Origin of the sequence: Rhodococcus sp. NPDC019647 (assembly GCF_044389235.1) — a bacterium.
GTDB classification, from domain to species: Bacteria; Actinomycetota; Actinomycetes; order Mycobacteriales; family Mycobacteriaceae; genus Rhodococcus_F; species Rhodococcus_F oxybenzonivorans.
In genome coordinates this window covers 265,635-287,968 of sequence record NZ_JBIRXS010000002.1, presented here as the reverse complement: position 1 = coordinate 287,968, position 22,334 = coordinate 265,635, and the positions used below count along the sequence as shown (strand labels likewise).

Genomic DNA, 22,334 nt, shown 5'->3' with positions numbered 1-22,334 from the left:
TGAATTGAACTGATATCAGTTTGAATCTAGGGAAGTCGGCGTGTGATGTCAATCACCTGCTAAGGTGAAGTGAATCCAGTTCGCTTAGGAGGTTGGCGTGACGACGACACTACGTGCGGCGCAGCCGCTGCAACTCGGCTCGCTCCGGTTGAAGAACCGGCTGGTCGGCACGGCGCACGCATCCGGAGCAGTCGCCGGCGGTATCCCGTCACCCGGAGACGCAGACTACTGGCGCCGCCGTGCGGCCGGCGGGGCCGGAATGCTCATCGTCGGCGGCACCGTGGTGGCACCCGGCTCGACCAATCGCAACGGCAACATCACCGAGGCCTGGCGTCCCGAAGTCGTCGCCGGACTCGAGGCGCGGGCGCGGGCGATTACCGACGAGGGAGCCATAGCGGCCTGCCAGCTCGTGCACCTCGGGCGCGAAACGCTCGGCGCCGAAGTGTGGAGCCATCCCGTCGCACCCACCGACGTCCGCTCGCCTCGCGAACCGACGCGACCACGCGCCCTCTCTCGCGCCGACGTCGACGGGATCGTCGACGCCTTTCGGGTATCCGCTGTTCACGCGTGGTCCGTCGGATTTCAGGTCGTCGAACTGCACGCAGCGCACGGATATCTGCTGGCGCAATTCCTTTCACCGAACACCAACTTCGGCCCAGACGCCGAAACGGTTGCTCGGCGTGTCCACATCCTCGACCGCATCGCGTCCGCTATTCGTGACGCCTGCCCGGGTGTCGTCCTGGGTGTTCGCGTGTCTGCCGAAGGCGAAGACGAGGCCGGCCTGAGCGTGGATGGGCTCTGCGAGGTGCTGCCGTATCTCTCCGAGTTCGACTACGTCAACGCCACGGTCGGCGTTCGCACCACCTACGTCCGCGACATGGCTGTCGCCGACCCACCGCTACTCGGTGAGGTCGGACGGTTGCGGGCCGCCACCCGGCCGCCGCTGCTGGTGTCGCAGTCCTTTCGCACCGGTGTATCCATCGAAGCAGCGCTGCAGTCCGGAGCCGACCTCGTCGGTGTCGCACGACCGCTGATAGCGGACCCTGATTTCCCCAGAAAGATACTGACCGGCCAGGAAGCGTCGATCCGACCCTGTGTGTCGTGCAACGAGGACTGCAGGGCATTCGACCCTGTCCTTCTCTGCTCGGTCAATCCTGACCTTGCACCACCGGGCGAGTCCGCACGTCCCGCGCATCCGTTGACGCTGGGTCCTACGCGTCGATCGAGTATCCGGCGACGAATCGCCGTCGTCGGTGCCGGCCCCGCCGGGCTCGAGTGTGCGATGCGGCTCGCATCCGACCACGACGTCACACTCTTCGAACAGCGAGAGCGGATAGGTGGCCAGCTTGCGATAGCCGCGGACGCGCCGAACCGCAGCGGTTGGCGTCGCCTCCTCGACTACTACTCGGTCGCCATGCCGCGGGTGTCGATCCGCCTGGGCCACGCGGTATGCGCCACGGAGTTGGAGGATTTCGACGAGGTAGTCGTCGCCGTCGGTGCCGTGGAGACCTTTCCTGCGGAAGCGGTAGGGGCGCAGTCCCTGCTCTCCTCGCAGGCGCTGATCGGGGGAGGAGAGCTGCTGCGCGGCGCCTGCCACGTCGTGGTGGTCGACGACGGATTCGGGCTGTGGCCTGCGGCAAGTTCGGTCGAAGCGGCGCTCGCCGCGGGCGCCGACCGCGTGACGGTCCTGACGCCTGCCCCGGCATTCGCCTCCGGTCTTCCTCCGGAGAGTCGCGTCCAGTATCTGCGTCGGCTTTCGGGCAAACCGGTCGACGTGCAGGTGCTGTCCTCGCTGGTAGGCGTCTCCGACAGCACGGTCGAGTTCGAGAACACCCTGTCGGGGGAGAAGGCGCGTCTCGACGTCGACCGGGTAGTCGTTGCCGGTGAGCGGCGCTCGCTCGACTGGTCGCTCCTCGCGCCGGAAGGCGCACGTGTCCATGTCATCGGCGACGCACTCGTTCCGCGCAAAGTCGCCCACGCCGTCGCGGAGGGTAGTGCCGTCGCCCGTGAGTACTTCTTAACCGCCCGCTGTTAAGAAGTACTCACAGGGGGTGTACCCGGCCACCCTCACCGGTGGCATTCCGGGGCCCGTACGCTGACACCGTGCGCGTACTCGTTATCGGCTCCGGAGCCCGTGAACATGCCCTCCTCCTCGCCCTCGCTCGTGATCCGGGTGTCACTGCCCTGATGTGCGCTCCCGGGAACGCCGGGATCGCCAAGATCGCCGAGCAGCATTCTGTCGACATCGCCTCCGGGGAGGCAGTCGCCGATCTCGCGAAGAAGGTAGAAGCCGACCTGGTCGTGGTGGGCCCCGAGGTCCCGCTGGTGCTGGGTGTTGCGGACGCCGTCCGCGCTGCGGGAATCGCCTGCTTCGGCCCGTCGGCCGACGCCGCGCGCATCGAGGGGTCCAAAGCGTTCGCCAAGGACGTGATGGCCGCCGCCGGTGTGAAGACCGCGCACAGTGAGATCGTCGATTCTCCCGCCAAGCTGGACGAAGCACTCGACCGCTTCGGACCCAACTGGGTGGTCAAGGACGACGGCCTCGCGGCAGGCAAGGGCGTCGTGGTCACCACCGACCGGGACGCTGCCCGCGATCACGCCGCCGAATTGCTCGAAAACGGGCACCCGGTCCTCCTCGAATCGTTCCTCGACGGCCCCGAGGTGTCGCTGTTCTGCGTCGTCGACGGCGACACCGTGGTGCCGCTCCTCCCTGCCCAGGACCACAAGCGCGTCGGCGACGGTGACACCGGACCCAACACCGGCGGCATGGGCGCGTACACCCCGCTGCCGTGGCTGCCCGAGCAGATGGTCACGCAGATCGTCGACGACGTCGTCAAGCCGGTCGCGGCGGAGCTCGTCGCCCGGGGCAGCTCTTTCAGCGGCCTGCTGTACGCCGGTCTGGCGATCGGCAAAGATGGCCCCGCCGTGGTCGAGTTCAACTGCCGCTTCGGCGACCCCGAGACCCAGGCGGTACTCGCCCTGCTGAAGAGTCCGCTGGGTGAGCTGCTGAACGCGGCGGCCACCGGCACGCTCGATCAGGTTCCGCCGCTCGAATGGCAGGACGGTTCGGCGGTCACCGTGGTGGTAGCGGCCGAGCACTATCCGGCGACGCCCCGCACGGGTGACGTGATCAGCGGCGCCGACGGGGAGGGCGTTCTCCATGCCGGCACGAAGCTCGTCGACGGACAGGTTGTGTCGGCGGGCGGGCGTGTACTCAGCGTTGTCGGGGTCGGCGCGAACCTCAGCGAAGCACGCGAGGACGCCTACGCCAAGATCGCCGCAATCAAGCTGCCAGGCAGCCACTTCCGCAAAGACATCGGGCTGGCCGCAGTCGAGGGGCGTATCGCCATCCCGTAGGCCTGTTCCTGTTTTAGTACTGAAAGGCGTGCACCCCTGAGCATTCAGGGGTGCACGCCTTTTCCGGGCCTGTTGGTTATCGCGCCGTCCACCCGCCGTCGATGGTGTACGAGGCGCCGGTGACCATGCCGGCGTCCGCTGAGGCCAGCCATCCGACGAGGGAGGCGACCTCGGCCGGTTCCACCAGCCGTTTGATCGCGCTCTCGGTCAGCAGCACCTTCTCGACCACGTCGGCCTCACTGACGCCGTGCAGCTGTGCCTGATCGGCGATCTGCTTCTGCACCAACGGCGTCGACACGTAACCGGGGTTGACGCAGTTGCTGGTCACGCCGTGCGGGCCACCCTCGAGGGCGGTCACCTTGGACATGCCCTCGAGCGCGTGTTTGGCCGTCACGTACGCCACCTTGAATGCCGAAGCCCGAAGTCCGTGCACGGAGGACACATTCACTATCCGCCCGAATCCCTGCGCGTACATGTGGGGCAGGGCGGCACGGATGAGCAGGAACGGTGCCTCCACCATCAGTGTTTGGATCCGGCGGAAGTCCTCCACGCGGAATTCCTCGATCGGGCTGACGGTCTGGATACCGGCGTTGTTGACGAGGATGTCCGCCTCCAGGCGCAGATCGGCGAGCTGATCCGTGTCGAGAAGGTCCACGTGCCAAGCTCTTCCGTCGATCTCCTCGGCGAGCGTCTTGGCCGCGACATCGTCGAGGTCTGCGACGGTGACCTGTGCTCCACGCGCGGCCAGGTGTCGCGCGCACGCCGCACCGATTCCGCTCGCGCCACCGGTGACGAGGGCCGTGCGGCCGGAGAGGTCGCGGGCGGTCATGCCGGCGCTCCGGCCTTCTCCGCGGCCAGGGTACGGGCGTCGGCCGCGTCGATCGATTCGAGGGAGATGCCCTTGGTCTCCTTGGCGACGACGACGGCGACGACGGTGACGAGCGAGGCGATCGCGAGGTAGATCGCGATGGGGACCGAGGAGTGGTACCTGTTCAACAGGCTCGCCGCGATGATGGGGGCCAGGGAGCCGGCCACGATCGACGTCACCTGGTAGCCGAGCGAGACGCCCGAGTAGCGCATCCGGGTGGGGAACATCTCCGCCATGATCGCGGGCTGGCCCGCGTACATGAAGGCGTGGAACACCAGGCCGATGACGATAGCGCCGAGAATGACGGCGTTGTGGCCGCTGTTCATCATCGGGAAGGCGAAGAAACCCCAGGTTCCCGCGGTCAGGGCACCGATCATGTAAACAGGGCGGCGGCCGATGCTGTCGGACAACCGTCCCACCAGCGGGATCACCGCGAAGTGCACCGCATGCGCGATCAGCATCCACCACAGGATCTGCGCGGTGTCGGTGTGGACCACCACCTTGAGGTAGGTGATCGAAAAGGTGACGACGAGGTAGTACATGACGTTCTCGCCGAAGCGCAGTCCCATCGCGGTGAACACGCCGCGCGGGTAACGCTTGACCACCTCGAAGACGTTGAACGACGTCTCCTTGATCTTCTCGGCATCCTTCTGGGCCTGGAGGAAGATCGGCGCATCGGTCACCTTGGTGCGAATGTAGTAGCCGACCAGGACGATCACGGCGGAGAGCCAGAAGGCCACCCGCCAGCCCCAGCTCAGGAAGGCTGCGTCCGGGAGGGTCGTCGTCAGGATGAGCAGTACGACGGTGGCCACCAAGTTGCCGGCCGGAACGCCGGCCTGCGGCCAGGAAGCCCAGAACCCGCGCGACCGGCTGGGGCTGTGCTCGGCGACGAGGAGCACCGCGCCGCCCCATTCGCCACCGACCGCGAAGCCCTGGATGAAGCGAAGCGTGACGAGTAACGCCGGCGCCCAGTAACCGATTTGAGCGAAGGTGGGCAGGCAGCCCATGAGGAAGGTGGCGGTGCCCACGAGGACGAGGCTGAACTGCAGCAGCTGCTTGCGGCCGAACTTGTCACCGAAGTGGCCGAAGACGATGCCGCCGAGCGGACGGGCGACGAAGCCGACCGCGTAGGTGACGAAGGCCGCGATGATGGCGTCGAGTTCGTTGTCTCCGGCCGCGAAGAAGACCTTGCTGAAGACCAGGGTCGCCGCCGTGCCGTAGAGGAAGAACTCGTACCACTCGACCACGGTGCCGGCCATCGACGCGCCGACCACCTTCTTCAGCCCCGACGGCGGGGTCGCTTCCGTGCGTAGTGTCTCGTCGACGCTCATCTGCCGCTCCTTGCTGTCCTGTGACTGGGGACACATCGGGTGTTGTCTGCCGAGTATTGATGCATATTTGTGCGCACACAATGGCGCATGATGCAACCCCCGTGTGCAAATATGCAGACATGACTTCCGAAACGTCCATGCCCAGCGCAGATGACCTGCTCGTGCTGTTGGCGGTGGGACGCACCGGCCGCTTCAACACCGCGGCCGACGACCTCGGTGTAAATCACACCACCATCTCCCGGCGCATCACCAACCTCGAGAAGACACTCGGTGGTCGTGTCCTCGTGAAGGCCGCCGGCGGATGGGAACTCACCGAACTGGGACAGCAGGCCCTGACCGCGGCCGAGCGGGTGGAAGCCGCTGTGCACGGCCTCGTCGCCGAGCCAGGCGGCGGTGACGGCCTCAAGGGCGTGGTGCGGGTGTCGGCTACGGACGGGTTCAGTGCGTACATCGCAGCACCCGCGGGCGCGTTGATTCGCCGCCGGCACCCCGAGGTGTCCGTGGAGATTGTCGCGGTCACACGCCGGGCCTCACAGCACCGTTCGGGTCTCGACATCGAGGTGGTCGTGGGCAAACCGCAGGTGCACCGCGCCGAGGCCGTCTGGCTGGCCGATTACACCCTCGGTCTGTATGCGTCGCGGTCGTATCTCGAGCGGAAGGGCACTCCGCGGACCGTCGTCGAACTTGCCGACCATTCCCTGGTGTACTTCATCGACTCGATGCTGCAGGTCGACGAACTGGACCTGGCGCGCCGGCTCACCGTGTCGATGCGGGAGTCGGTGACCTCGACCAACGTGTTCGTCCATGTGGAGGCCACCCGCGCCGCCGCGGGGATCGGGCTGTTGCCGTGCTTCATGGCCGACCGGCACGACGACCTCGTTCGCGTGCTGCCCGGACAGGTGGAGGCGACACTCGCGTACTGGCTCGTCGCGCGTCCCGAATCGCTCCGCAGGCCCGAGGTGGCTGCAGTCGTGGCTGCCGTCCGCGAGACGGTCGAGTCCCAACGGGATGCGTTGGCCGGGCGTTGACGGTGTCACGCTAGCGTCGAGGGGTGCGCTCCGAATCTCAGCGATCCGACATTCAGACCTTCCACGTGATGGACGTGTGGAAGGCCGCCGCCGAGCGCGAACGGACCCACGGGGACGTGCTGACTCTCGCAGCGGGGCAGCCTTCGACCCCGGCGCCTAAGCCCGTGCTGAGCGCCACCCGGCAGGTCCTCGACGGACACCTGCTCGGTTACACCGAGACGTTCGGAATCCTGGGACTCCGCGACGCGATCGCCGAGTACCACTCCACCAAGTCCGGTATCGACGTCGACGCCGAGGACGTGGTGGTGACCACGGGTTCCTCCGGAGCGTTCACGTTGCTGTTCCTCGCCGCTTTCGATGCGGGCGACACCGTGGTCGTCGCTCGCCCGGGTTACCCGGCGTACCGCAATACCCTCGCCGCCCTCGGTTGCCAGGTCTTCGAACTCGATTGCGGTGCCGACACCCGATTCCAGCCGACGGTCGCGATGCTCGAGGCGCTCCCCGAAGCCCCGGCCGGTCTGATCGTCGCGAGTCCCGCCAACCCCACCGGAACCGTGATCGATCCCGAAGAATTGGCGGGTCTCGCTCGGTGGTGCGACGACCACGGCACCCTCCTGATATCCGACGAGATCTACCACGGCATCGGATACGGCGGGCAGACGATGACGAGCGCCTGGGAGACGTCGCGGGAATCCGTCGTCGTCGGGTCGGTGTCCAAGTACTTCTCGATGACGGGCTGGCGGCTGGGGTGGATGCTGGTACCCGCCGGGTTGAGGGGTGCCCTGCAGCGCCTGGCGTCGAACATGACGGTGTGCCCACCCGCGATTTCGCAGTACGCGGCGATCGCGGCGTTCACGCCGGAGTCGCGGGCCGAACTCGATTCGCACGTCCAGCGTTACGCCGTGAACCGCGAACTGCTTCTCACCGGACTACCGGAACTGGGTATCACCGAGCTGGCGCCCGCGGACGGTGCGTTCTACGTGTACGCCGACATCGGTCATCTCCTCGGCGGGGCCCATGGTGACACGTCGACGCAGTGGTGCTCGCGACTGCTGCAGGACACGGGTCTGGCACTGGCACCCGGCATCGACTTCGACACCGTCCACGGGAACAGGACCATTCGGCTCTCGTTCGCCGGGTCCACCGCGGAAGTGCGGGAAGCGCTGATCCGGCTGCGGCGCTGGCTCTAGCGATCGACCGAAGTCGGCCTACACTATGACCAGGATTACAGTGTTGCGGCGCACGCGGGCAAAAGGCGAAACCATGAGCGAAATCAGCAACCCAGACCCTTCCACTCCTGGTGGACTCCGCATAGGAACCCTGGAGCGGGAGCAGGCCGCAACGGCACTCGCCGCCCACTTTGCGGCCGGCCGCCTCGACACCGACGAGTTCGACACCCGGGTCCGTCAGGCGTATCTCGCCAAGACCGCAGCCGACCTCGCACCTCTGTTCGCGGATCTTCCGGGCGAACAGCGCTTCGGGACCGAAGTCGAATACGAGCCGGAGCCGAGCCGCCGGGATCCGGGACGCGAGGCCGCGGCCCTGCGCACGCTGCTGTTCGTGATCGCGGTGCTCGCCGCGGTCCTGTGGGTCCTCGTTGTCCGCGTGCCGCCCCTCGTCTTCCTTCCCATCATCTGGCTCGTCCTCGCACGGCATCACCTCGGTCGCCGTTCTTGCCGAGCCTGGTGACTTCGCCCGGCGCAAACTTCGCGGTCTGTAGTCCAATCCGCTCTGGTGCGGCACCCCCGGCTGGCAGGATGAATTGGTGTCGACAGCGGCAACTCCCAAGGGCGAACGGCGCCGACAGGCGCTTGTCGACGCTGCCGCCGACCTGCTTCTGGAGGGCGGCTTCGAAGCGGTGCGGCACCGGTCGGTGGCTGCGCGCGCGAACCTTCCGCTGGCATCGACCACCTACTATTTCGCGTCGCTCGAAGAGCTGATCGCGAAGGCCGTCGAGTGCAACGGTGAACGCGACCTCACCGTCATGCGGGCGCGGGTAGACGACGTCACCCACCGTCGTCGCGGTCGCGAGTCCACCGTCGACCTTCTCGTGGAACTACTCGTCGGGCCGGTACTGATCAGCGACGACAGTCGCGAACGCTTGATCTGCCGGTACGAGCGGCTCACCGCGTGCGCGCGTCGACCCGAACTACGCGAGGTGCAGCTGCGGTTGCGAGCACAACTCGACGACATCCTCACCGAGGCCCTGCGCCGTTCCGACCGCGACGTGCGGCAAGGACAACTGCGACGCCTGGTCGCCACCGTGGACGGCGCCGTGGTGACTGCCCTCGGCGAGCACGACCCCGACCTTCGTGGGCTCGCCCGGGCCATGCTGCTCGACGTCGTCGACCTCGTCGCGCCGGCGCTGGACCGGCCGGACCACGTTCACCTCTAGCGCCGCCGTAAACTGAAGTCTCGTGACCCGCATCCCGAACGTCCTCGCCAACCGTTACGCCAGCCCCGAACTCGTCGAGTTGTGGTCGCCCGAGCACAAGATCGTGCTCGAACGCCAGCTGTGGCTCGCGGTGCTGCGTGCCCAGGCGGAACTCGGCATCGACGTGCCGGCCGAGGCGCTCGCCGACTACGAGCGGGTCATCGATCAGGTCGACCTCGACTCCATCGCCGCCCGCGAACGGGTCACCCGGCACGACGTGAAGGCCCGCATCGAGGAATTCAACGCACTCGCCGGTCACGAGCAGGTACACAAGGGTCTCACCAGCCGCGACCTCACCGAGAACGTCGAACAGCTGCAGATCCTGCGGTCGCTCGAGCACGTGTACGCACACGGTGTCGCGGTGGCCGCACGGCTGTCCGAGCGTGCCGCCGAGTACAGCGGCCTCGTCATGGCCGGTCGTTCGCACAACGTGGCGGCGCAGGCCACCACCCTCGGCAAGCGCTTCGCCTCCGCCGCCGACGAACTGCTCGTCGCCCTCACCCGGCTGCGGGAACTGATCGACCGTTACCCGCTGCGCGGCATCAAGGGTCCGATGGGAACCGCGCAGGACATGCTCGACCTCCTCGCCGGCGACGCCGCCAAACTCGACACCCTCGAGCGGAAAATGGCGCAGCACCTCGGTTTCGCTCACGTCTTCACCAGTGTCGGGCAGGTCTACCCGCGCTCGCTCGACCACGATGTGCTGTCCACGCTGGTCCAGGTCGCCGCCGGGCCGTCCTCCTTCGCCCACACGATCCGCCTGATGGCCGGGCACGAACTGGTCACCGAGGGCTTCCAGCCCGGCCAGGTCGGGTCCTCCGCGATGCCGCACAAGATGAACACCCGCTCCTGCGAACGTGTCAACGGACTGCAGGTCGTCCTCCGCGGCTACGCGTCGATGGCCGCAGAACTCGCAGGCGCCCAATGGAACGAAGGCGACGTGTTCTGCTCCGTGGTGCGCCGGGTTGCCCTGCCGGACGCATTCTTCGCCATCGACGGACTGATCGAAACGTTCCTCACCGTGCTCGCCGAATTCGGCGCCTACCCGGCCGTCATCGAGAAGGAACTCACCCGGTACCTGCCGTTCCTCGCCACCACCAAGGTCCTCATGGCACTCGTGCGGGCCGGTGTCGGCCGCGAAACCGCGCATGAGGTCATCAAGGAACACGCCGTCGCCGTCGCACTGGCCATGCGCGAGCAGGGCAAGGAACCCGACCTCCTCGACCGGCTCGCCGCCGACGACCGGCTGCCCCTCGACCGGGCAGCCCTCGACGAGGCGCTCGCCGACAAGAAGGCGTTCATCGGCGCGGCCGAAGCTCAGGTGGCCGCAGTGGTGACCGAGGTACAGAAGCTCGTCGACGCCAACCCCGAGGCGGCTGCCTACCAGCCGTCCCCGATCCTGTAGGCGGCTTCGCCGCCCGTGCGCCTTTCTGGTAGCGGGAACTACCAAAAAGGCGCACAAGCACCGGAGGTGCCTACCCCATGAACTGCACTTTCTGCGAAATTGTCGCCGGTCGCGCCGAAGCCAGCGTCGTGTACGACAACGACGAGGTGATGGCGTTCATGGACATCCGGCCGTGGACCCCCGGACACCTGCTGGTGGTTCCCAAGCGGCACGCCACCGGACTGTCCGACCTCGACCCCGCCGATGGTGCCGCAGTGTTCACCGCGGGACAGCGGATCGCGACCACGTTGCGGCACGGGTCGTTACGCGCCCATGGAGTCAACCTCTTCCTGGCCGACGGAATCGCCGCCGGTCAGGAGGTGTTCCATGTTCACCTCCACGTCGTTCCCCGCACGAATGGTGACGGTTTCGGGCTGCGCGGAATGCCGACGTCGCCGAGCCGGATGGCGCTGGAGCAGACTGCCGGCGTCATCCGATCGTCGCTTACCTGACCTGCGCCGAGTCGAACCGGACTTCGCCGGTGGCCCCGTTCGGGTCGAAGCGGCGTTCGGTGATGTCGTAGGTGCCGTCCGAGCGGACACGGAGGACGGTCGACGCCCGGGTGCCGTACTCGCCGTAGTGAATGAACCGCGACGACAGTGCCCGTTCGAGGTCCGGCCCGACCCCGGTGTCGGGCAGCGACTCCCACGGTGCCGGCTCACTGTGGGCGAGGACGGCGAAATACGCCTCGAGGTCGGTGTCCGGCTTACCGTCGTCGGCGGCGAGGGCGGCGCCGAACGCGCGTGTGCCCTCGGTGACCTTCGGCCATGGAGTGTCGAGTTCGGCGTTGGACAACCCGTGGATGCCGGGTTCCACACGGTGCCGCCTGCCGTGTGGCCGGTTGGTAGACCACCACAGTTCCTCCCGGTCGGCGACGAGCAGGTTGAAGCTGCCATACGCACTGCCGTTTGCGGCGACGCTGTCGGCATGGAAGGCTGCCGAGTCCTCGGAGACGAGGAAATCGACGGGCAGCCGCCCGCGGGACAACGCACCGGCCGCAGGGGACCCATCGCGGACGTTGGTCACGGCCGCGAACCGTAATCCGTCACTGATTCCCATCCAGGTGCCGCCCGCGAGGAGGTCCCGGCCGGCGACGAAACCCTCGTCCCAGCGGTGCAGCGGCTCGGTGGGGCGGGCGTAGAACTCGTCGCGGTTGGCTGTCACGACCAAGGGAAGGTCGGGGTGGGAATGCCATGCGAACAGGACCAGACACATGCTTTCGACAGTAGTGCGCGCTGGACCCCGAGGTAGTTCCAGCACGTTTTGACAGCACCTGTCATCGCGAAGCGAGGCATACGACAGCGGCGACCTATGGTGTCGCGAGCGTCTTCTCGAGGGCTCGGCGCAGTTCGGACTTGCTGATCTTGCCCACAGCTGTGACCGGGAAGTGTTCGACGAACATCACCTTGTCGGGGACCTTGTACTCGGCGAGGCCGCGGCCACGCACGAACTTCTTGAGTTCTCCTTGCGTCGGTTGTTCGCCGAGGACGACGACGAAGGCGCAGGTGCGTTCGCCGAGGTAGGGATCGGGCATCGACACCACTGCGACGTCGGCGACGCGGGGATGTGCCAGGAGATGGTTTTCGACCTCCTCTGCGGCTACTTTCTCGCCACCGCGGTTGATTTGATCCTTGGCCCGGCCCTCGACGACGAGGTAGCCGTCGTCGGTGAGGCGAACGATGTCACCGGTGCGGTAGAAACCGTCCTCGGTGAACGCCGTCGAATTGTGTTCGGGTGCTCGGTAATAACCGCGAATGGTGTACGGGCCGCGGGTGAGCAGGTGACCGGAGGCGCCGGCGGGAACGGGTACGTCGTGGTCGTCGACGACGAGCACCTCGTCGTCGGGGCTGATCGGCCTGCCCTGCGTGGAGACGAGGATGCTCTCCGAGTCGTCGAGTCTCGTGTAGTTGACGAGGCCCTCCGCCATACCGAACACCTGCTGCACTGTGCATCCCAGTTCGGGCCGCACCCGCTTGGCCGCCTCGGCGCTGAACTTTGCGCCGCCGACCTGTATCACTTCGAGACTCGACAGGTCGCGTTCGGTGCGGGCGGCGGCGGCCAACCATGCCAGTGCCAGCGGTGGGACGAGCGACGCCATGGTGATGCCTTCACGCTCGATGAGGGCGAAGGCCGTGTCGGGACTGGGATCCGGTGCCAGCACTACGCGACCGCCTGCGTGCAGGACCCCGAGGATGCCGGGCGAGCTCATCGGAAAGTTGTGTGCAGCAGGCAGAACCACGAGCATGCGGGTGTGCTCGTCGACGCCACAGATGCGAGCCGATTCACGCACCGAGTACAGGTAGTCGGCGTGCGTGCGAGGGATCAGTTTCGACACCCCGGTGGTGCCACCCGACAGTTGCAGGAAGGCCACCGACTCCGCGTCGACCGGCGACTCGACGGTGATCGGCGCCGAACCCCGCAGATCGTCGAGCGCAACGAATTCCTGCGCGTCTCCGGCGACGATCACCGTCGGCGGCTGTTCCGAAGACGACACCACCTGGCGGGCCAGTGCGCGGTAATCGAAACCGGCGTGCCGGTCGGTGACGATGTATGCGGCCGCGTCGGTGAAACTGCAGAAGTAGGAGACCTCGTGCTCGCGGTGCGCGGGCAAGGCGAACACGGGCAACGCGCCGAGGCGAAAGAGCGCGAAGACCACTTCCACGTACTCGACGATGTTCGGCAACTGCACGACGACCCGATCACCGGGGTGGATGCCCGACGCGAGAAGTCCGGCCGCCAATCGACCGGCGCGTTCGGTGAGTTGGCGGTAGGTGAGGCTCGTGTCGCCTCCGGTGGCGTCCGGCCCCACCACCGCAACGGCATCCTCGAACTCCGCTGCGCGTGCGCCGAGAAACTGCTGGAACGTCTCGTCCGTCCAGTAACCCGCCTGCCGATACCGTTCGGCGAAGGCGGCGGGATATCCGGTGGTGTCGGCGAGGGGAGCGCGCAGGCTCGTGGTCATCGAAAGTCCTTTCGCAACTGGCTGTTCGGGCTCACGCACGGAGGGTGGCGCCGCCGTCGACGTACAGGGCCTGCATGGTGATGTGCCGCGCGCGATCGGAGAGCAGGAATTCGACGGAATCGGCGACGTCGGCGGCGTCCGCGATCCGGCCCAGGGGGATGCCGACCTTGAACGATGCGAGATCGCCGTCGATCGCGGTGCGGGCTCCCTCGTCGTCGGCGGGGTCGGACCACAGCGACCGCTGCATGGCGGTGTCGGTCGAACCCGGTGCCACGACGTTGGCGCGGATTCCGTACTCGGCCAATTCGAGTCCAAGGACCCGGACGATCATCGCGACTGCGGCCTTGGATGCGCCGTACGCGCCCATTCCTGTGCGCGGCACGCCGGCAGCATTGGAGCCCACCACGACAATCGAACCCTGTCTGCGCTGGCGCATTTCGATTCCGACGGCCCTCAACACGTTGACCAGTCCGGTGACGTTGACGTCGAAGACGCGTTGCCAGCTCGCGGGATCGGCGTCGAGTATCGAACCGGTTTCGAGTATTCCGGCCACGTGCGCGAGTGCGGTGACGGGGCCGTGCCGGTCCTCGATGCGTCGTACGGATTCTGTGACGGCGTCGGAGTCGCGGATGTCGACGACCTCGGTGTCGAGCGGCGACCGGTCCAGTAGGGCGCCTGTGCTGCGCAACCCGTCACCGTCGCGGTCGAGCAGCACCAGGCGATGACCTCGCCGGGACAGAGTGACGGCGGTGGCCTGTCCGATACCGTGGGCCGCGCCGACGACGAGGGTGATTCCGTCGCTCACAGCTCCACTCCCAAACCGGCCAGGATCGTCCCCAACTTCGTTGTCGTCTCGGCGAGTTCGTCGTGAGGGTCGGATGCGGCGACGATGCCACCGCCCGCGTGCGCGACGATCGTGGTGCCCCGGGCGTCGATCTCGGCGCACCGGATTCCGACCATCCATTCGCCGTCCCCGTCGGAGTCTGTCCAGCCCACCGCACCGGCGTAGAAGCCGCGGTCGCCTTCGAGTTCGGCGATCAGCCGGCGTGCGGCGTCAGTGGGAGTGCCACAGACGGCGGGTGTCGGGTGCACCGCTACGGCGAGGTCGAGGGCTGTGACCGAGCGGTCTCGCAACCGACCCGAAACGGGTGTGCCCAGGTGCCAGAGGTGAGGGGTGCGGGTGAGGGACGGACTGTCGGGGATCACGAGTTCGGTGCACAGCGGTGCGAGGCTCGCCCGGAGCGCGTCGACGACCAGCGCGTGTTCACGCAGATTCTTCTCGGACGCGGCGAGACCTTCACCTGTCCGACGATCCGACTCGGGGTCGCTGCGGCGCGGTGCAGAACCGGCCAGGGGGTGGCAGCTCACCGCGTCTCCTCGGCGCCGGATCAGCACCTCGGGACTCGAACCGACGAGGTGCTTTCCCGACCAGGCGCTTCCAGCCGCGCCCAGAGCGACGCTGAAACCGTTGCCGCCCTGGTCGTGTGCGACCAGTCGGGCGAGCAATGCATGGGGGTGCAGACGTTCATCCGCGTGCAGTGTAAGTGACCGGGCGAGGACCACCTTCTCCAGAGTGTTGTCTGCCGAACGCAATTCGCGTAGCGCGACTTCCACCCGAGCGACGTGCTCGGCCTCCGTGGGAATCGGTGATCCGATCCGGATGCGCGGGATTCCGCGGTACTCGCCGTTCCAGCTCCCGGGTTCGTGGTTCAGCGACTGCGGAGTGACGAGTGCGGCGGGGTGTTCGGGGTCGAAGGGGAGCGCGCCGACTATCGCGGTGGCACGCCCGTCGCGCAGCGCCTCAGCCGCCGCGGGGGTGGAGTCGTACTGCGCGCGGGTTCCCACGGCAACGACCGTGCCGTGGGGGCGGGAAAGGATGAACGGTGTGCTCGACGGTGAATCCGTTCCGATGGCGGCGGATTCGGCGACTGCCGTCGATTCCATGTGTGATCCCCTCTCGATAACCGGCAAACTCACGTCAGACTATATGGTTAGCCTAACCTTTGGTTCGGTGCCGATTTCGATGCTGGTCAACGTCACCCACACGCGGCGGGGAGGGCAGGCTTCTGCAACGACGGGCCCGACGCGACCGTCATTGGCCGGCCGGCGGCGCGGCACTCGGCGTAGGTGCAGCGGCGGACTTCTTCGGCATCGCCACGGCGGCGAGCACGAGAATCACGGCGGCGCCGAGGGCGGCTACGAAGACCAGGTGCAGGGCGTCGGCGAGATCGGCGCGGGCGGGGTCCTCGGTGCCGCCGAGGCGGGCGTTGACGAGGGCTCCGAAGAGGGCGACCCCGACGGCGCTGCCGATCGACCGGGCGAACATGTTGGTGGACGTGACGACACCGCGCTCCGACCAGTCGACGCTGGCCTGCGCGGCGATGAGGGTGGGGCTGGCGACGAGGCCCATCCCGCCGCCGATGACGAAGCAGCAGAGCGCCACCTGCCACACCGCCGACTCGATGGACAGGATGGTCGTGAGGGCGGTGCCCGCGACGACCAGCAGACTGCCCGCCGTCGCTGTGACCCGGAATCCGAAGCGCAGGTACACCCACCCGGACAGCGACGCGGCGATCGGCCAGCCGATGGTCAGCGTGGCCAGTGCGAACCCGGCCACCAACGCGCCCGTCCCGAGCACACCCTGGGCAAAGGTGGGCACATACGTGGTGAGGCCGAGGACGATGGCGCCGACCAGAAGCGAGACGACGCTACTCGCGGCGAGGACTCGTCGCGTCAACACCCACAGCGGGAGGATGGGTTCCGCGGCTCGCCGTTCCACCAGGACGAAGACGAACAGAAACACGCCGCCGGCGGCGAAGATTCCCAGACTGACCGGCGAACTCCACGCCCATGCCTGGCCGCCTTCGAGGAGGCCCAGTATGAGGAGCGTTGCGCCCACGGCGAGCAGTCCGGCCCCCGGGTAGTCGATCGACCGGCGGATCCGCGCCCGCTTCTCGTCGAAGTTGCGGATCAGCATCACCGCGGCCAGGAGGCAGAGCGGAATGTTCACGAAGAAGATCCAGCGCCACGACAGATACTCGGAGAACACGCCGCCCAGCGTCGGTCCGACCACCGCCGACATTCCCCACACGCTCGCGAGGTAGCCCTGCGCTTTCGCACGTTCGGCGAGCGTGTAGATGTCGCCGGCGATGGTCATACTCATGGGCTGGACCGCGCCTGCCCCGAGGCCCTGCACGGCGCGGAAGGCGATGAGTGCCGGCATGCTCCAGGCGAGCCCGCAGAGGACCGACCCGAGCGCGAAGAGGCCGATCCCCAGAAGCATGACCGGTTTCCGGCCGAAGATGTCGGCGAGTTTGCCGTAGATCGGCACGGACACGGCCTGGGTGAGTAGATAGATGGAGAACAGCCAGGGGAACTGGGTGAATCCGCCGAGATCGCCGACGATGGTGAATACCGCGGTGGAGATGATGGTGGCGTCGAGGGCGACCAGGGATGTCGTGAGCATCAGCGCCACGAGTACCGGACCGCGCTCCGACCGGAACCCCACATCGACGGGCGCTGTGTCGGTTGTCATTGCTCACCTGATTCGTACCTGGGATCACACCATGTCGTAACCCACGGTAACGACATGGCTCAGGAGAGTATTCCGAGCGGTCGGCTCAGAGTCCTGACCTCACGGTAGAGAGCAACGATCGGCCCCGGAACGCGGTGAGCGCCGCAAGGTCAGCGCCCGGTCTGTCCGGCAGGACCGATAGGCTGGCTCACCGTGCGCCCCTCACTCGATTCCTACGCCCATCTGGCCGGTGGCAAGGTCCGCGACCTCTACACGATCGACGACGAGCACCTGCTGTTGGTCGCGAGCGATCGGATCTCCGCCTACGACCACGTTCTCGGCACCACGATTCCGGACAAGGGCCGGGTACTCACCGCGATGAGTGTCTTCTTCTTCGGCGTGCTCGGGGGCAGCAACCATCTGGCAGGTGAGCCCGACGACAGTCGCATCCCCGAGGAGGTCCTCGGCCGCGCACTCGTGGTGCGCAAGCTCGAGATGGTTCCGATCGAATGTGTCGCCCGCGGTTACCTCACCGGTTCCGGCCTGATTGACTACAAGGAGACCGGTTCGGTGTGCGGGGTGGCCCTGCCCGAAGGATTGGTGGAGGCCAGCCGGCTCCCTGATCCGATCTTCACCCCGGCCAGCAAGGCGGAACTGGGGGAGCACGACGAGAACATCACTTTCGACGTCGTGGTCGACAAGGTCGGTCAAGATCTGGCGATCAAGCTGCGGGACGACACCCTGGACATCTACGGCAGAGCAGCCAACTTCGCCGCCGACCGTGGGATCATTCTCGCCGACACCAAGCTCGAGTTCGGCCTCGACAAGAAGGGCAACCTCGTGCTCGCCGACGAGGTCCTCACACCCGACTCGTCCCGCTACTGGCCCGCCGACGGGTACGAGGCCGGGAAGGTGCAGCCGAGCTTCGACAAGCAGTTCGTCCGTAACTGGCTCACCAGCCCCGAGTCGGGCTGGGACCGCGCGTCCGACACACCACCGCCGCCGCTTCCGGCGGAGATCGTGGCGGCGACGCGGCAGCGCTACATCGACGCGTACGAGCGCATTTCGGGATTGTCGTTCGCGGAGTGGGTGGGCTGAGCGATGACCACCGAGAACAAGATTCTGACCCCGCCCGTTGCCAAGAAGGTTCCCACCGAGCGGGTCCATCACGGACACACCTTCGTCGACGAGTACGAATGGTTGCGCGACAAGGAAGACGCGGAGGTGATCGCCTACCTCGAAGCCGAGAATGCGTACACCGAGCAGGAGACTGCCCACCTGGCTCCCTTGCGCGACCAGATCTTCTCGGAGATCAAATCCCGGACACAGGAAACCGACATGTCGGTGCCCACCCGGATGGGGGAGTACTGGTACTACGCCCGGACCATCGAGGGTAAGCAGTACGGCGTGCAGTGCCGGACACCGATCACGGGTCCCGACGACTGGACTCCGCCGGAGCTCACCCCGGGGGTCGAACTCCCCGGCGAACAGATCCTGCTCGACGGTAACGCGGAGGCCGAGGGTCACGACTTCTTCTCCGTCGGAGCCTTCTCCCTCAGTCACGACGGCACGCTGCTCGCGTACTCGGTGGACGTGGTCGGCGACGAGCGCTACACGCTCCGGTTCAAGAACCTCGTCACCGGCGAATTGCTGGCCGACGAGATCACCGGCACCGCACCGGGAGTTACCTGGGCGATCGACCACCGGCACGTCTTCTACCTCACGGTCGACGAGTCCTGGCGCCCCGACACCGTGTGGCGTCACCGGCTCGGCACCGCCCGCGAGGAGGACGTCGCGGTCTTCCGGGAGCCCGACGAGCGGTTCTGGGTTTCCGTCGGATCCACCCGCAGTGAGAAGTACCTGATGATCTGGGTGGGTTCCAAGATCACCAGCGAAGCCCGGGTCCTGGAATCGGCGAACCCCGAAGGGGAGTTCCGGGTAATTCTTCCGCGGCGCGAGGGCGTCGAATACGGCGTCGAACATGCAGTGGTTGCGGGCGAAGATCGTTTCCTGATCATGCACAACGACGTCGTCGACGGTGAGAAGGCCGAGAATTTCGTGCTTGCCGAGGCGCCGGTGTCGGATCCGACGTCCTTGACCACGCTGATCGCGCATCGGTCGGATGTACGACTCGAGGAGGTCGACGCCTTCGCCGACCATCTGGTGCTCAGCTACCGGCGGGAAGCGTTGACCCGCTTGGCGATCTGGCCGCTCGGCCCGGAGGGGTACGGCGAGTTCACGGAGATCGCCTTCGACGAGGAACTGTTCAGCGTGGGCCTCGGCGCCAATCCGGAATGGCAGCAGCCGACTCTGCGGATGGCGTTCACCTCGTTCATCACGCCTGGGCAAGTGTACGACTACGTGTTGTCGACGGGCGAACTGGCGCTACGGAAGTCGCAACCCGTGCTCGGGGACTTCGATGCGCGCAACTATGTGCAGCAACGTGATTGGGCCATCGCCGCCGACGGTACCCGGATTCCGCTGTCGATCGTGAGGCGTGCCGACGGTGCCCCGGACGAACCGGCGCCGACACTCCTGTACGGCTACGGCTCGTACGAGGCCAGCATGGATCCCGCGTTCTCCGTCGCACGGCTCTCGCTCCTCGATCGGGGAGTCGTGTTCGTTGTCGCACACGTGCGTGGCGGCGGTGAGATGGGCCGGCATTGGTACGAGAACGGCAAGACACTGACGAAGAAGAACACCTTCACCGATTTCGTCGACTGTGCACGTCACCTCGTGGACACCGGCCGCACCACTCCGAACCAACTCGTCGCGGACGGCGGCAGTGCCGGCGGTCTCCTGATGGGCGCAGTGGCCAACCTGGCTCCGGAACTCTTCGCGGGCATCCTCGCCAACGTTCCCTTCGTGGACCCGCTCACCTCCATCCTCGATCCGTCGCTTCCGCTGACGGTGATCGAGTGGGACGAGTGGGGTAATCCGCTCGAGAACCCCGAGGTGTACGAGTACATGCGTTCGTACAGCCCGTACGAGAACGTGGAGGCCAAGGATTATCCGGCCATCCTCGCGATCACCAGCATCAACGACACCAGGGTCCTCTACGTCGAGCCGGCGAAGTGGGTGGCCAAGCTTCGATCCACCAAGACGGGCGACTCGCCGCTGCTTCTCAAGACCGAGATGAGCGCGGGCCACGGAGGCGTGAGCGGGCGCTACGAGAAGTGGAAGGAAGTGGCGTTCGAGTTCGCCTGGGTGCTCCACATCGTCGGGAGGGCCTGACACCAGGTCCGCCCGACATGAGCGTCCTCGTTCCGGAACCATGGGCGAACTCGGGCCTGCCATTCGAGCGACAGGTTTAAGCTGATCGTCATCCTGGTTCCGACGCGACGAGGAGATGGCGCTCGTGACAGAGATGGGAATCGACACGGCGCGAGCGGTCGAGCATTTCGCGGCGATGCTCCGTGTCCCCACGGTGTCCACCCGGGGCGACGCGAATACGGACTGGACGTTCTTCGCGCGTTTCCGGAGTCTTGTCGACGAGTTGTACCCGCTGGTGCGGGAGAATCTCGACAAGGAGATCATTGCCTCGCATTCGCTCGTGTACCACTGGGATGTCGGGGTGCCCGACAAGCCGATCGTGCTGATGGCGCACCAGGACGTCGTGCCCGCGCACGACGAGGGATGGACTCATCCACCGTTCGGCGGGGTCGTGGCGGACGACGCCGTCTGGGGGCGCGGTGCCATCGACGACAAGGGCGTGCTGGTCAGCATTCTCGAGGCAGTCGAAGGGCTGCTGCGCAGTGGTGTCGTCCCGGCCCGTGATGTCTATCTGGTTTTCGGCCACAACGAGGAGGTCGGAGGAGACGGCATTCCGCAGGTGGTGCACACGTTCCGGGAGCGGGGGATCGTGCCGGGTGTGGTCATCGACGAGGGCGGTGGAGTTGCCGGCGACGCGTTCCCCGGAGTCGACGCGACGCTCGCGGTCCTCGGAACTGCCGAGAAAGGGATCCTCGACCTGCAGTTGACGGCGAAGGACCCTGGTGGTCACGCGTCGATGCCGGGGAGGAAGACCGCTACCGCCCGGCTTGCCCGCGCCATCACCCGCGTCGACCACCACAAGTTCCCGGCCCGGCTCACCGAACCCACCGTCGACCTGCTCACCAACGTAGGCGTCCATGCGAAAGGTCCGCTGGGCACGATGCTCTCCCGGACCGACACATTCGGACCACTGTTGGCGAGGGTGCTGCCGCGCGCCGGTGCCCTGATGAACGCCATGTGCCGCACCACGGCAGTCGCTACCGTCCTGGAAGGCAGTGCCGCCAACAACGTGATGGCGGAGACGGCGCGTGCAGTGCTCGATATCCGCATACTGCCGGGCGACACCGTGAACGGCACCGTGGAACGGATACGGAAGACGATCTGCGACAACGACATACAACTCGACGTCCTTGGCGCCACCGAACCGTCACCGGTGTCGAGGACGGACGACGAGGTGTTCGCCCGACTCCGGCAGGTGGTAGCCGATACCTTTCCCGGGTCGATCGTGTCACCGTTTCTCCTGGTCGGCGCCACCGACGCCCGACACATGGCCCAGATCAGTGAGTACGTCTATCGCTTCTATCCCTTCGAGCTCGACGCCCGGAGCCGGGCGCTCATTCATTCCACGGACGAACGCCTGTCGATTGCCGGGTTACGGAACGGGATCGAGTTCTTCAGCCGGCTGATCCGCGACTGGCGTTAACGTTCCGGTGCGTCGGCTCGCCGGCCGGTCGAGGTCGCGTGGGCGAGCACGTCCTCGGCCATCGCCACGAGTTCGGCGGCAACCCGGTCGAGCGCCTGCGTACTGCGTTGCGCTCTCGACAGCACGAGTGCACCTTCGATCGCGGAGATCGACATGGTGGCGACAGATTGGGCACGGGACATCCGTACGCCGTGCTGCCAGAGTGAGGCGGCGATGGTGGCCTCCCAAGAACTGAAGGCTTCACCCGCCGCATCCTTGGCAGTGGGGCATTCGCCGCCCGACAATGCGCCGGCGGCGACCGGGCACCCGGACGAGAAGTCCGTCTCCACGAGTTCCCGGCGGAACAGATCGATGATCAGGACGAGTGTCTCGACGGGGCCCTTGTTCGACAGGCTCTCGCTGATGAGCGACCCCATCAGGCCACCGGCCCGATGCGTGGCCTCCTCGGCCAGCTGACTCTTACCACCGGGAAAGTGGTGGTAGATCGACCCGCGGGGCGCGTCTGCGTGCGCGACGACGTCGGCCAGCGACGTCGCGTCGACGCCCCGCTCGCGGAAGAGGGTGACGGCACTCAGCAGCATCCGGTCCCGTGCAGTCGTTCGCCTACTCATTATGTCGACCAGCATAGCTCGTTGACCTGCTGTCCGAAGGCGTTCTCGAACTCCCTGCCGGACTTCGTGCGGAAACACGGAAACTTCCC

Annotated in this window: 19 protein-coding genes; 11 read left to right on the top strand and 8 right to left on the bottom strand. The window is 66.7% G+C overall.

Translation table 11 applies throughout. From position 1 onward, the window contains the following. The first annotated feature begins 97 nt into the window (after nt 1-97). Nucleotides 98-2,035: an FAD-dependent oxidoreductase gene (locus tag ACH49N_RS05980; RefSeq protein ID WP_358271057.1), complete on the top strand. Its 1,938-nt coding sequence runs from the start codon at nt 98-100 to the stop codon at nt 2,033-2,035. A gap of 68 nt (nt 2,036-2,103) precedes the next feature. Next, the gene (gene purD / locus ACH49N_RS05975; protein ID WP_109327118.1) at nt 2,104-3,357 is read left to right on the top strand and encodes a phosphoribosylamine--glycine ligase; all 1,254 of its coding nucleotides are present in this window, start codon (nt 2,104-2,106) and stop codon (nt 3,355-3,357) included. A gap of 76 nt (nt 3,358-3,433) precedes the next feature. On the opposite strand, the gene ACH49N_RS05970 is transcribed toward purD, so the two are convergent. Further along, complete coding sequence (locus ACH49N_RS05970; protein WP_358271056.1) at nt 3,434-4,186, bottom strand: 3-hydroxybutyrate dehydrogenase; 753 nt, start codon at nt 4,184-4,186, stop codon at nt 3,434-3,436. Beyond that, nucleotides 4,183-5,556 (bottom strand): MFS transporter, encoded by a 1,374-nt coding sequence (locus ACH49N_RS05965; RefSeq protein ID WP_358271054.1) that lies wholly within the window; start codon nt 5,554-5,556, stop codon nt 4,183-4,185. The genes ACH49N_RS05970 and ACH49N_RS05965 overlap by 4 nt, the downstream gene beginning before the upstream one ends. Nucleotides 5,557-5,675: 119 nt before the next feature. On the opposite strand from ACH49N_RS05965, the gene ACH49N_RS05960 reads away from it, so the two are divergent. The 6 genes from ACH49N_RS05960 (at nt 5,676) to ACH49N_RS05935 (ending at nt 10,914) form a co-directional block, all read left to right on the top strand. Then, nucleotides 5,676-6,584: a LysR family transcriptional regulator gene (locus ACH49N_RS05960; RefSeq protein ID WP_358271053.1), complete on the top strand. Its 909-nt coding sequence runs from the start codon at nt 5,676-5,678 to the stop codon at nt 6,582-6,584. 23 nt (nt 6,585-6,607) lie between these two features. Then, entirely contained in the window at nt 6,608-7,774 is a 1,167-nt protein-coding gene (locus tag ACH49N_RS05955) for a pyridoxal phosphate-dependent aminotransferase (protein WP_358271052.1), read from the top strand. Nucleotides 7,775-7,847: 73 nt separating this feature from the next. Continuing rightward, nucleotides 7,848-8,273, top strand: a complete 426-nt coding sequence (locus ACH49N_RS05950) for a DUF1707 domain-containing protein (RefSeq protein WP_358271050.1) — start codon at nt 7,848-7,850, stop codon at nt 8,271-8,273. Between the two features lie 76 nt (nt 8,274-8,349). Further along, a complete protein-coding gene (locus ACH49N_RS05945) occupies nt 8,350-8,979 on the top strand; it encodes a TetR/AcrR family transcriptional regulator (RefSeq protein ID WP_159919573.1) in 630 nt (209 codons plus the stop codon). Between the two features lie 22 nt (nt 8,980-9,001). Further along, nucleotides 9,002-10,423, top strand: coding sequence for an adenylosuccinate lyase (gene purB, locus ACH49N_RS05940; protein WP_358271049.1), 1,422 nt, complete (start codon nt 9,002-9,004; stop codon nt 10,421-10,423). Between the two features lie 77 nt (nt 10,424-10,500). Continuing rightward, nucleotides 10,501-10,914 carry an HIT family protein gene (locus tag ACH49N_RS05935; protein ID WP_109327128.1) on the top strand — a complete coding sequence of 138 codons (414 nt, stop codon included), beginning with the start codon at nt 10,501-10,503 and terminating at the stop codon, nt 10,912-10,914. Here ACH49N_RS05935 and ACH49N_RS05930 read toward each other — a convergent pair. The 5 genes from ACH49N_RS05930 to ACH49N_RS05910 form a co-directional block, all read right to left on the bottom strand. After that, nucleotides 10,907-11,677, bottom strand: coding sequence for an NRDE family protein (locus ACH49N_RS05930; protein ID WP_358271048.1), 771 nt, complete (start codon nt 11,675-11,677; stop codon nt 10,907-10,909). The genes ACH49N_RS05935 and ACH49N_RS05930 overlap by 8 nt on opposite strands. A gap of 94 nt (nt 11,678-11,771) precedes the next feature. Continuing rightward, nucleotides 11,772-13,424, bottom strand: a complete 1,653-nt coding sequence (locus ACH49N_RS05925; protein ID WP_358271046.1) for a (2,3-dihydroxybenzoyl)adenylate synthase — start codon at nt 13,422-13,424, stop codon at nt 11,772-11,774. A 31-nt stretch (nt 13,425-13,455) separates the two neighbouring features. After that, nucleotides 13,456-14,229, bottom strand: a complete 774-nt coding sequence (locus ACH49N_RS05920) for an SDR family oxidoreductase (RefSeq protein WP_358271044.1) — start codon at nt 14,227-14,229, stop codon at nt 13,456-13,458. After that, complete coding sequence (locus ACH49N_RS05915; protein ID WP_358271042.1) at nt 14,226-15,368, bottom strand: isochorismate synthase; 1,143 nt, start codon at nt 15,366-15,368, stop codon at nt 14,226-14,228. The genes ACH49N_RS05920 and ACH49N_RS05915 overlap by 4 nt, the downstream gene beginning before the upstream one ends. A gap of 148 nt (nt 15,369-15,516) precedes the next feature. Further along, nucleotides 15,517-16,959 carry an MDR family MFS transporter gene (locus tag ACH49N_RS05910; protein WP_358271040.1) on the bottom strand — a complete coding sequence of 481 codons (1,443 nt, stop codon included), beginning with the start codon at nt 16,957-16,959 and terminating at the stop codon, nt 15,517-15,519. A gap of 192 nt (nt 16,960-17,151) precedes the next feature. On the opposite strand from ACH49N_RS05910, the gene ACH49N_RS05905 reads away from it, so the two are divergent. From ACH49N_RS05905 to ACH49N_RS05895, 3 genes are all read left to right on the top strand, one after another. Next, a complete protein-coding gene (locus ACH49N_RS05905) occupies nt 17,152-18,036 on the top strand; it encodes a phosphoribosylaminoimidazolesuccinocarboxamide synthase (protein ID WP_358271038.1) in 885 nt (294 codons plus the stop codon). Between the two features lie 3 nt (nt 18,037-18,039). Beyond that, nucleotides 18,040-20,172, top strand: coding sequence for a S9 family peptidase (locus ACH49N_RS05900; RefSeq protein WP_358271037.1), 2,133 nt, complete (start codon nt 18,040-18,042; stop codon nt 20,170-20,172). 133 nt (nt 20,173-20,305) lie between these two features. Then, nucleotides 20,306-21,634 (top strand): M20/M25/M40 family metallo-hydrolase, encoded by a 1,329-nt coding sequence (locus tag ACH49N_RS05895; protein ID WP_358271412.1) that lies wholly within the window; start codon nt 20,306-20,308, stop codon nt 21,632-21,634. Here the strand turns inward: ACH49N_RS05895 and ACH49N_RS05890 are convergent. Next, nucleotides 21,631-22,245 (bottom strand): TetR/AcrR family transcriptional regulator, encoded by a 615-nt coding sequence (locus ACH49N_RS05890; protein ID WP_236603387.1) that lies wholly within the window; start codon nt 22,243-22,245, stop codon nt 21,631-21,633. The genes ACH49N_RS05895 and ACH49N_RS05890 overlap by 4 nt on opposite strands. Nucleotides 22,246-22,334: the final 89 nt, after the last annotated feature.

Coding starts and splice junctions, on each gene's coding strand:
- ACH49N_RS05970 (WP_358271056.1), bottom strand. CDS start 4,186: ATGACCGCCCGCGACCTCTCCGGCCGCACGGCCCTCGTCACCGGTGGC.
- ACH49N_RS05965 (WP_358271054.1), bottom strand. CDS start 5,556: ATGAGCGTCGACGAGACACTACGCACGGAAGCGACCCCGCCGTCGGGG.
- ACH49N_RS05960 (WP_358271053.1), top strand. CDS start 5,676: ATGACTTCCGAAACGTCCATGCCCAGCGCAGATGACCTGCTCGTGCTG.
- ACH49N_RS05950 (WP_358271050.1), top strand. CDS start 7,848: ATGAGCGAAATCAGCAACCCAGACCCTTCCACTCCTGGTGGACTCCGC.
- ACH49N_RS05935 (WP_109327128.1), top strand. CDS start 10,501: ATGAACTGCACTTTCTGCGAAATTGTCGCCGGTCGCGCCGAAGCCAGC.
- ACH49N_RS05930 (WP_358271048.1), bottom strand. CDS start 11,677: ATGTGTCTGGTCCTGTTCGCATGGCATTCCCACCCCGACCTTCCCTTG.
- ACH49N_RS05925 (WP_358271046.1), bottom strand. CDS start 13,424: ATGACCACGAGCCTGCGCGCTCCCCTCGCCGACACCACCGGATATCCC.
- ACH49N_RS05915 (WP_358271042.1), bottom strand. CDS start 15,368: ATGGAATCGACGGCAGTCGCCGAATCCGCCGCCATCGGAACGGATTCA.
- ACH49N_RS05910 (WP_358271040.1), bottom strand. CDS start 16,959: ATGACAACCGACACAGCGCCCGTCGATGTGGGGTTCCGGTCGGAGCGC.
- ACH49N_RS05900 (WP_358271037.1), top strand. CDS start 18,040: ATGACCACCGAGAACAAGATTCTGACCCCGCCCGTTGCCAAGAAGGTT.
- ACH49N_RS05895 (WP_358271412.1), top strand. CDS start 20,306: ATGGGAATCGACACGGCGCGAGCGGTCGAGCATTTCGCGGCGATGCTC.
- ACH49N_RS05890 (WP_236603387.1), bottom strand. CDS start 22,245: ATGAGTAGGCGAACGACTGCACGGGACCGGATGCTGCTGAGTGCCGTC.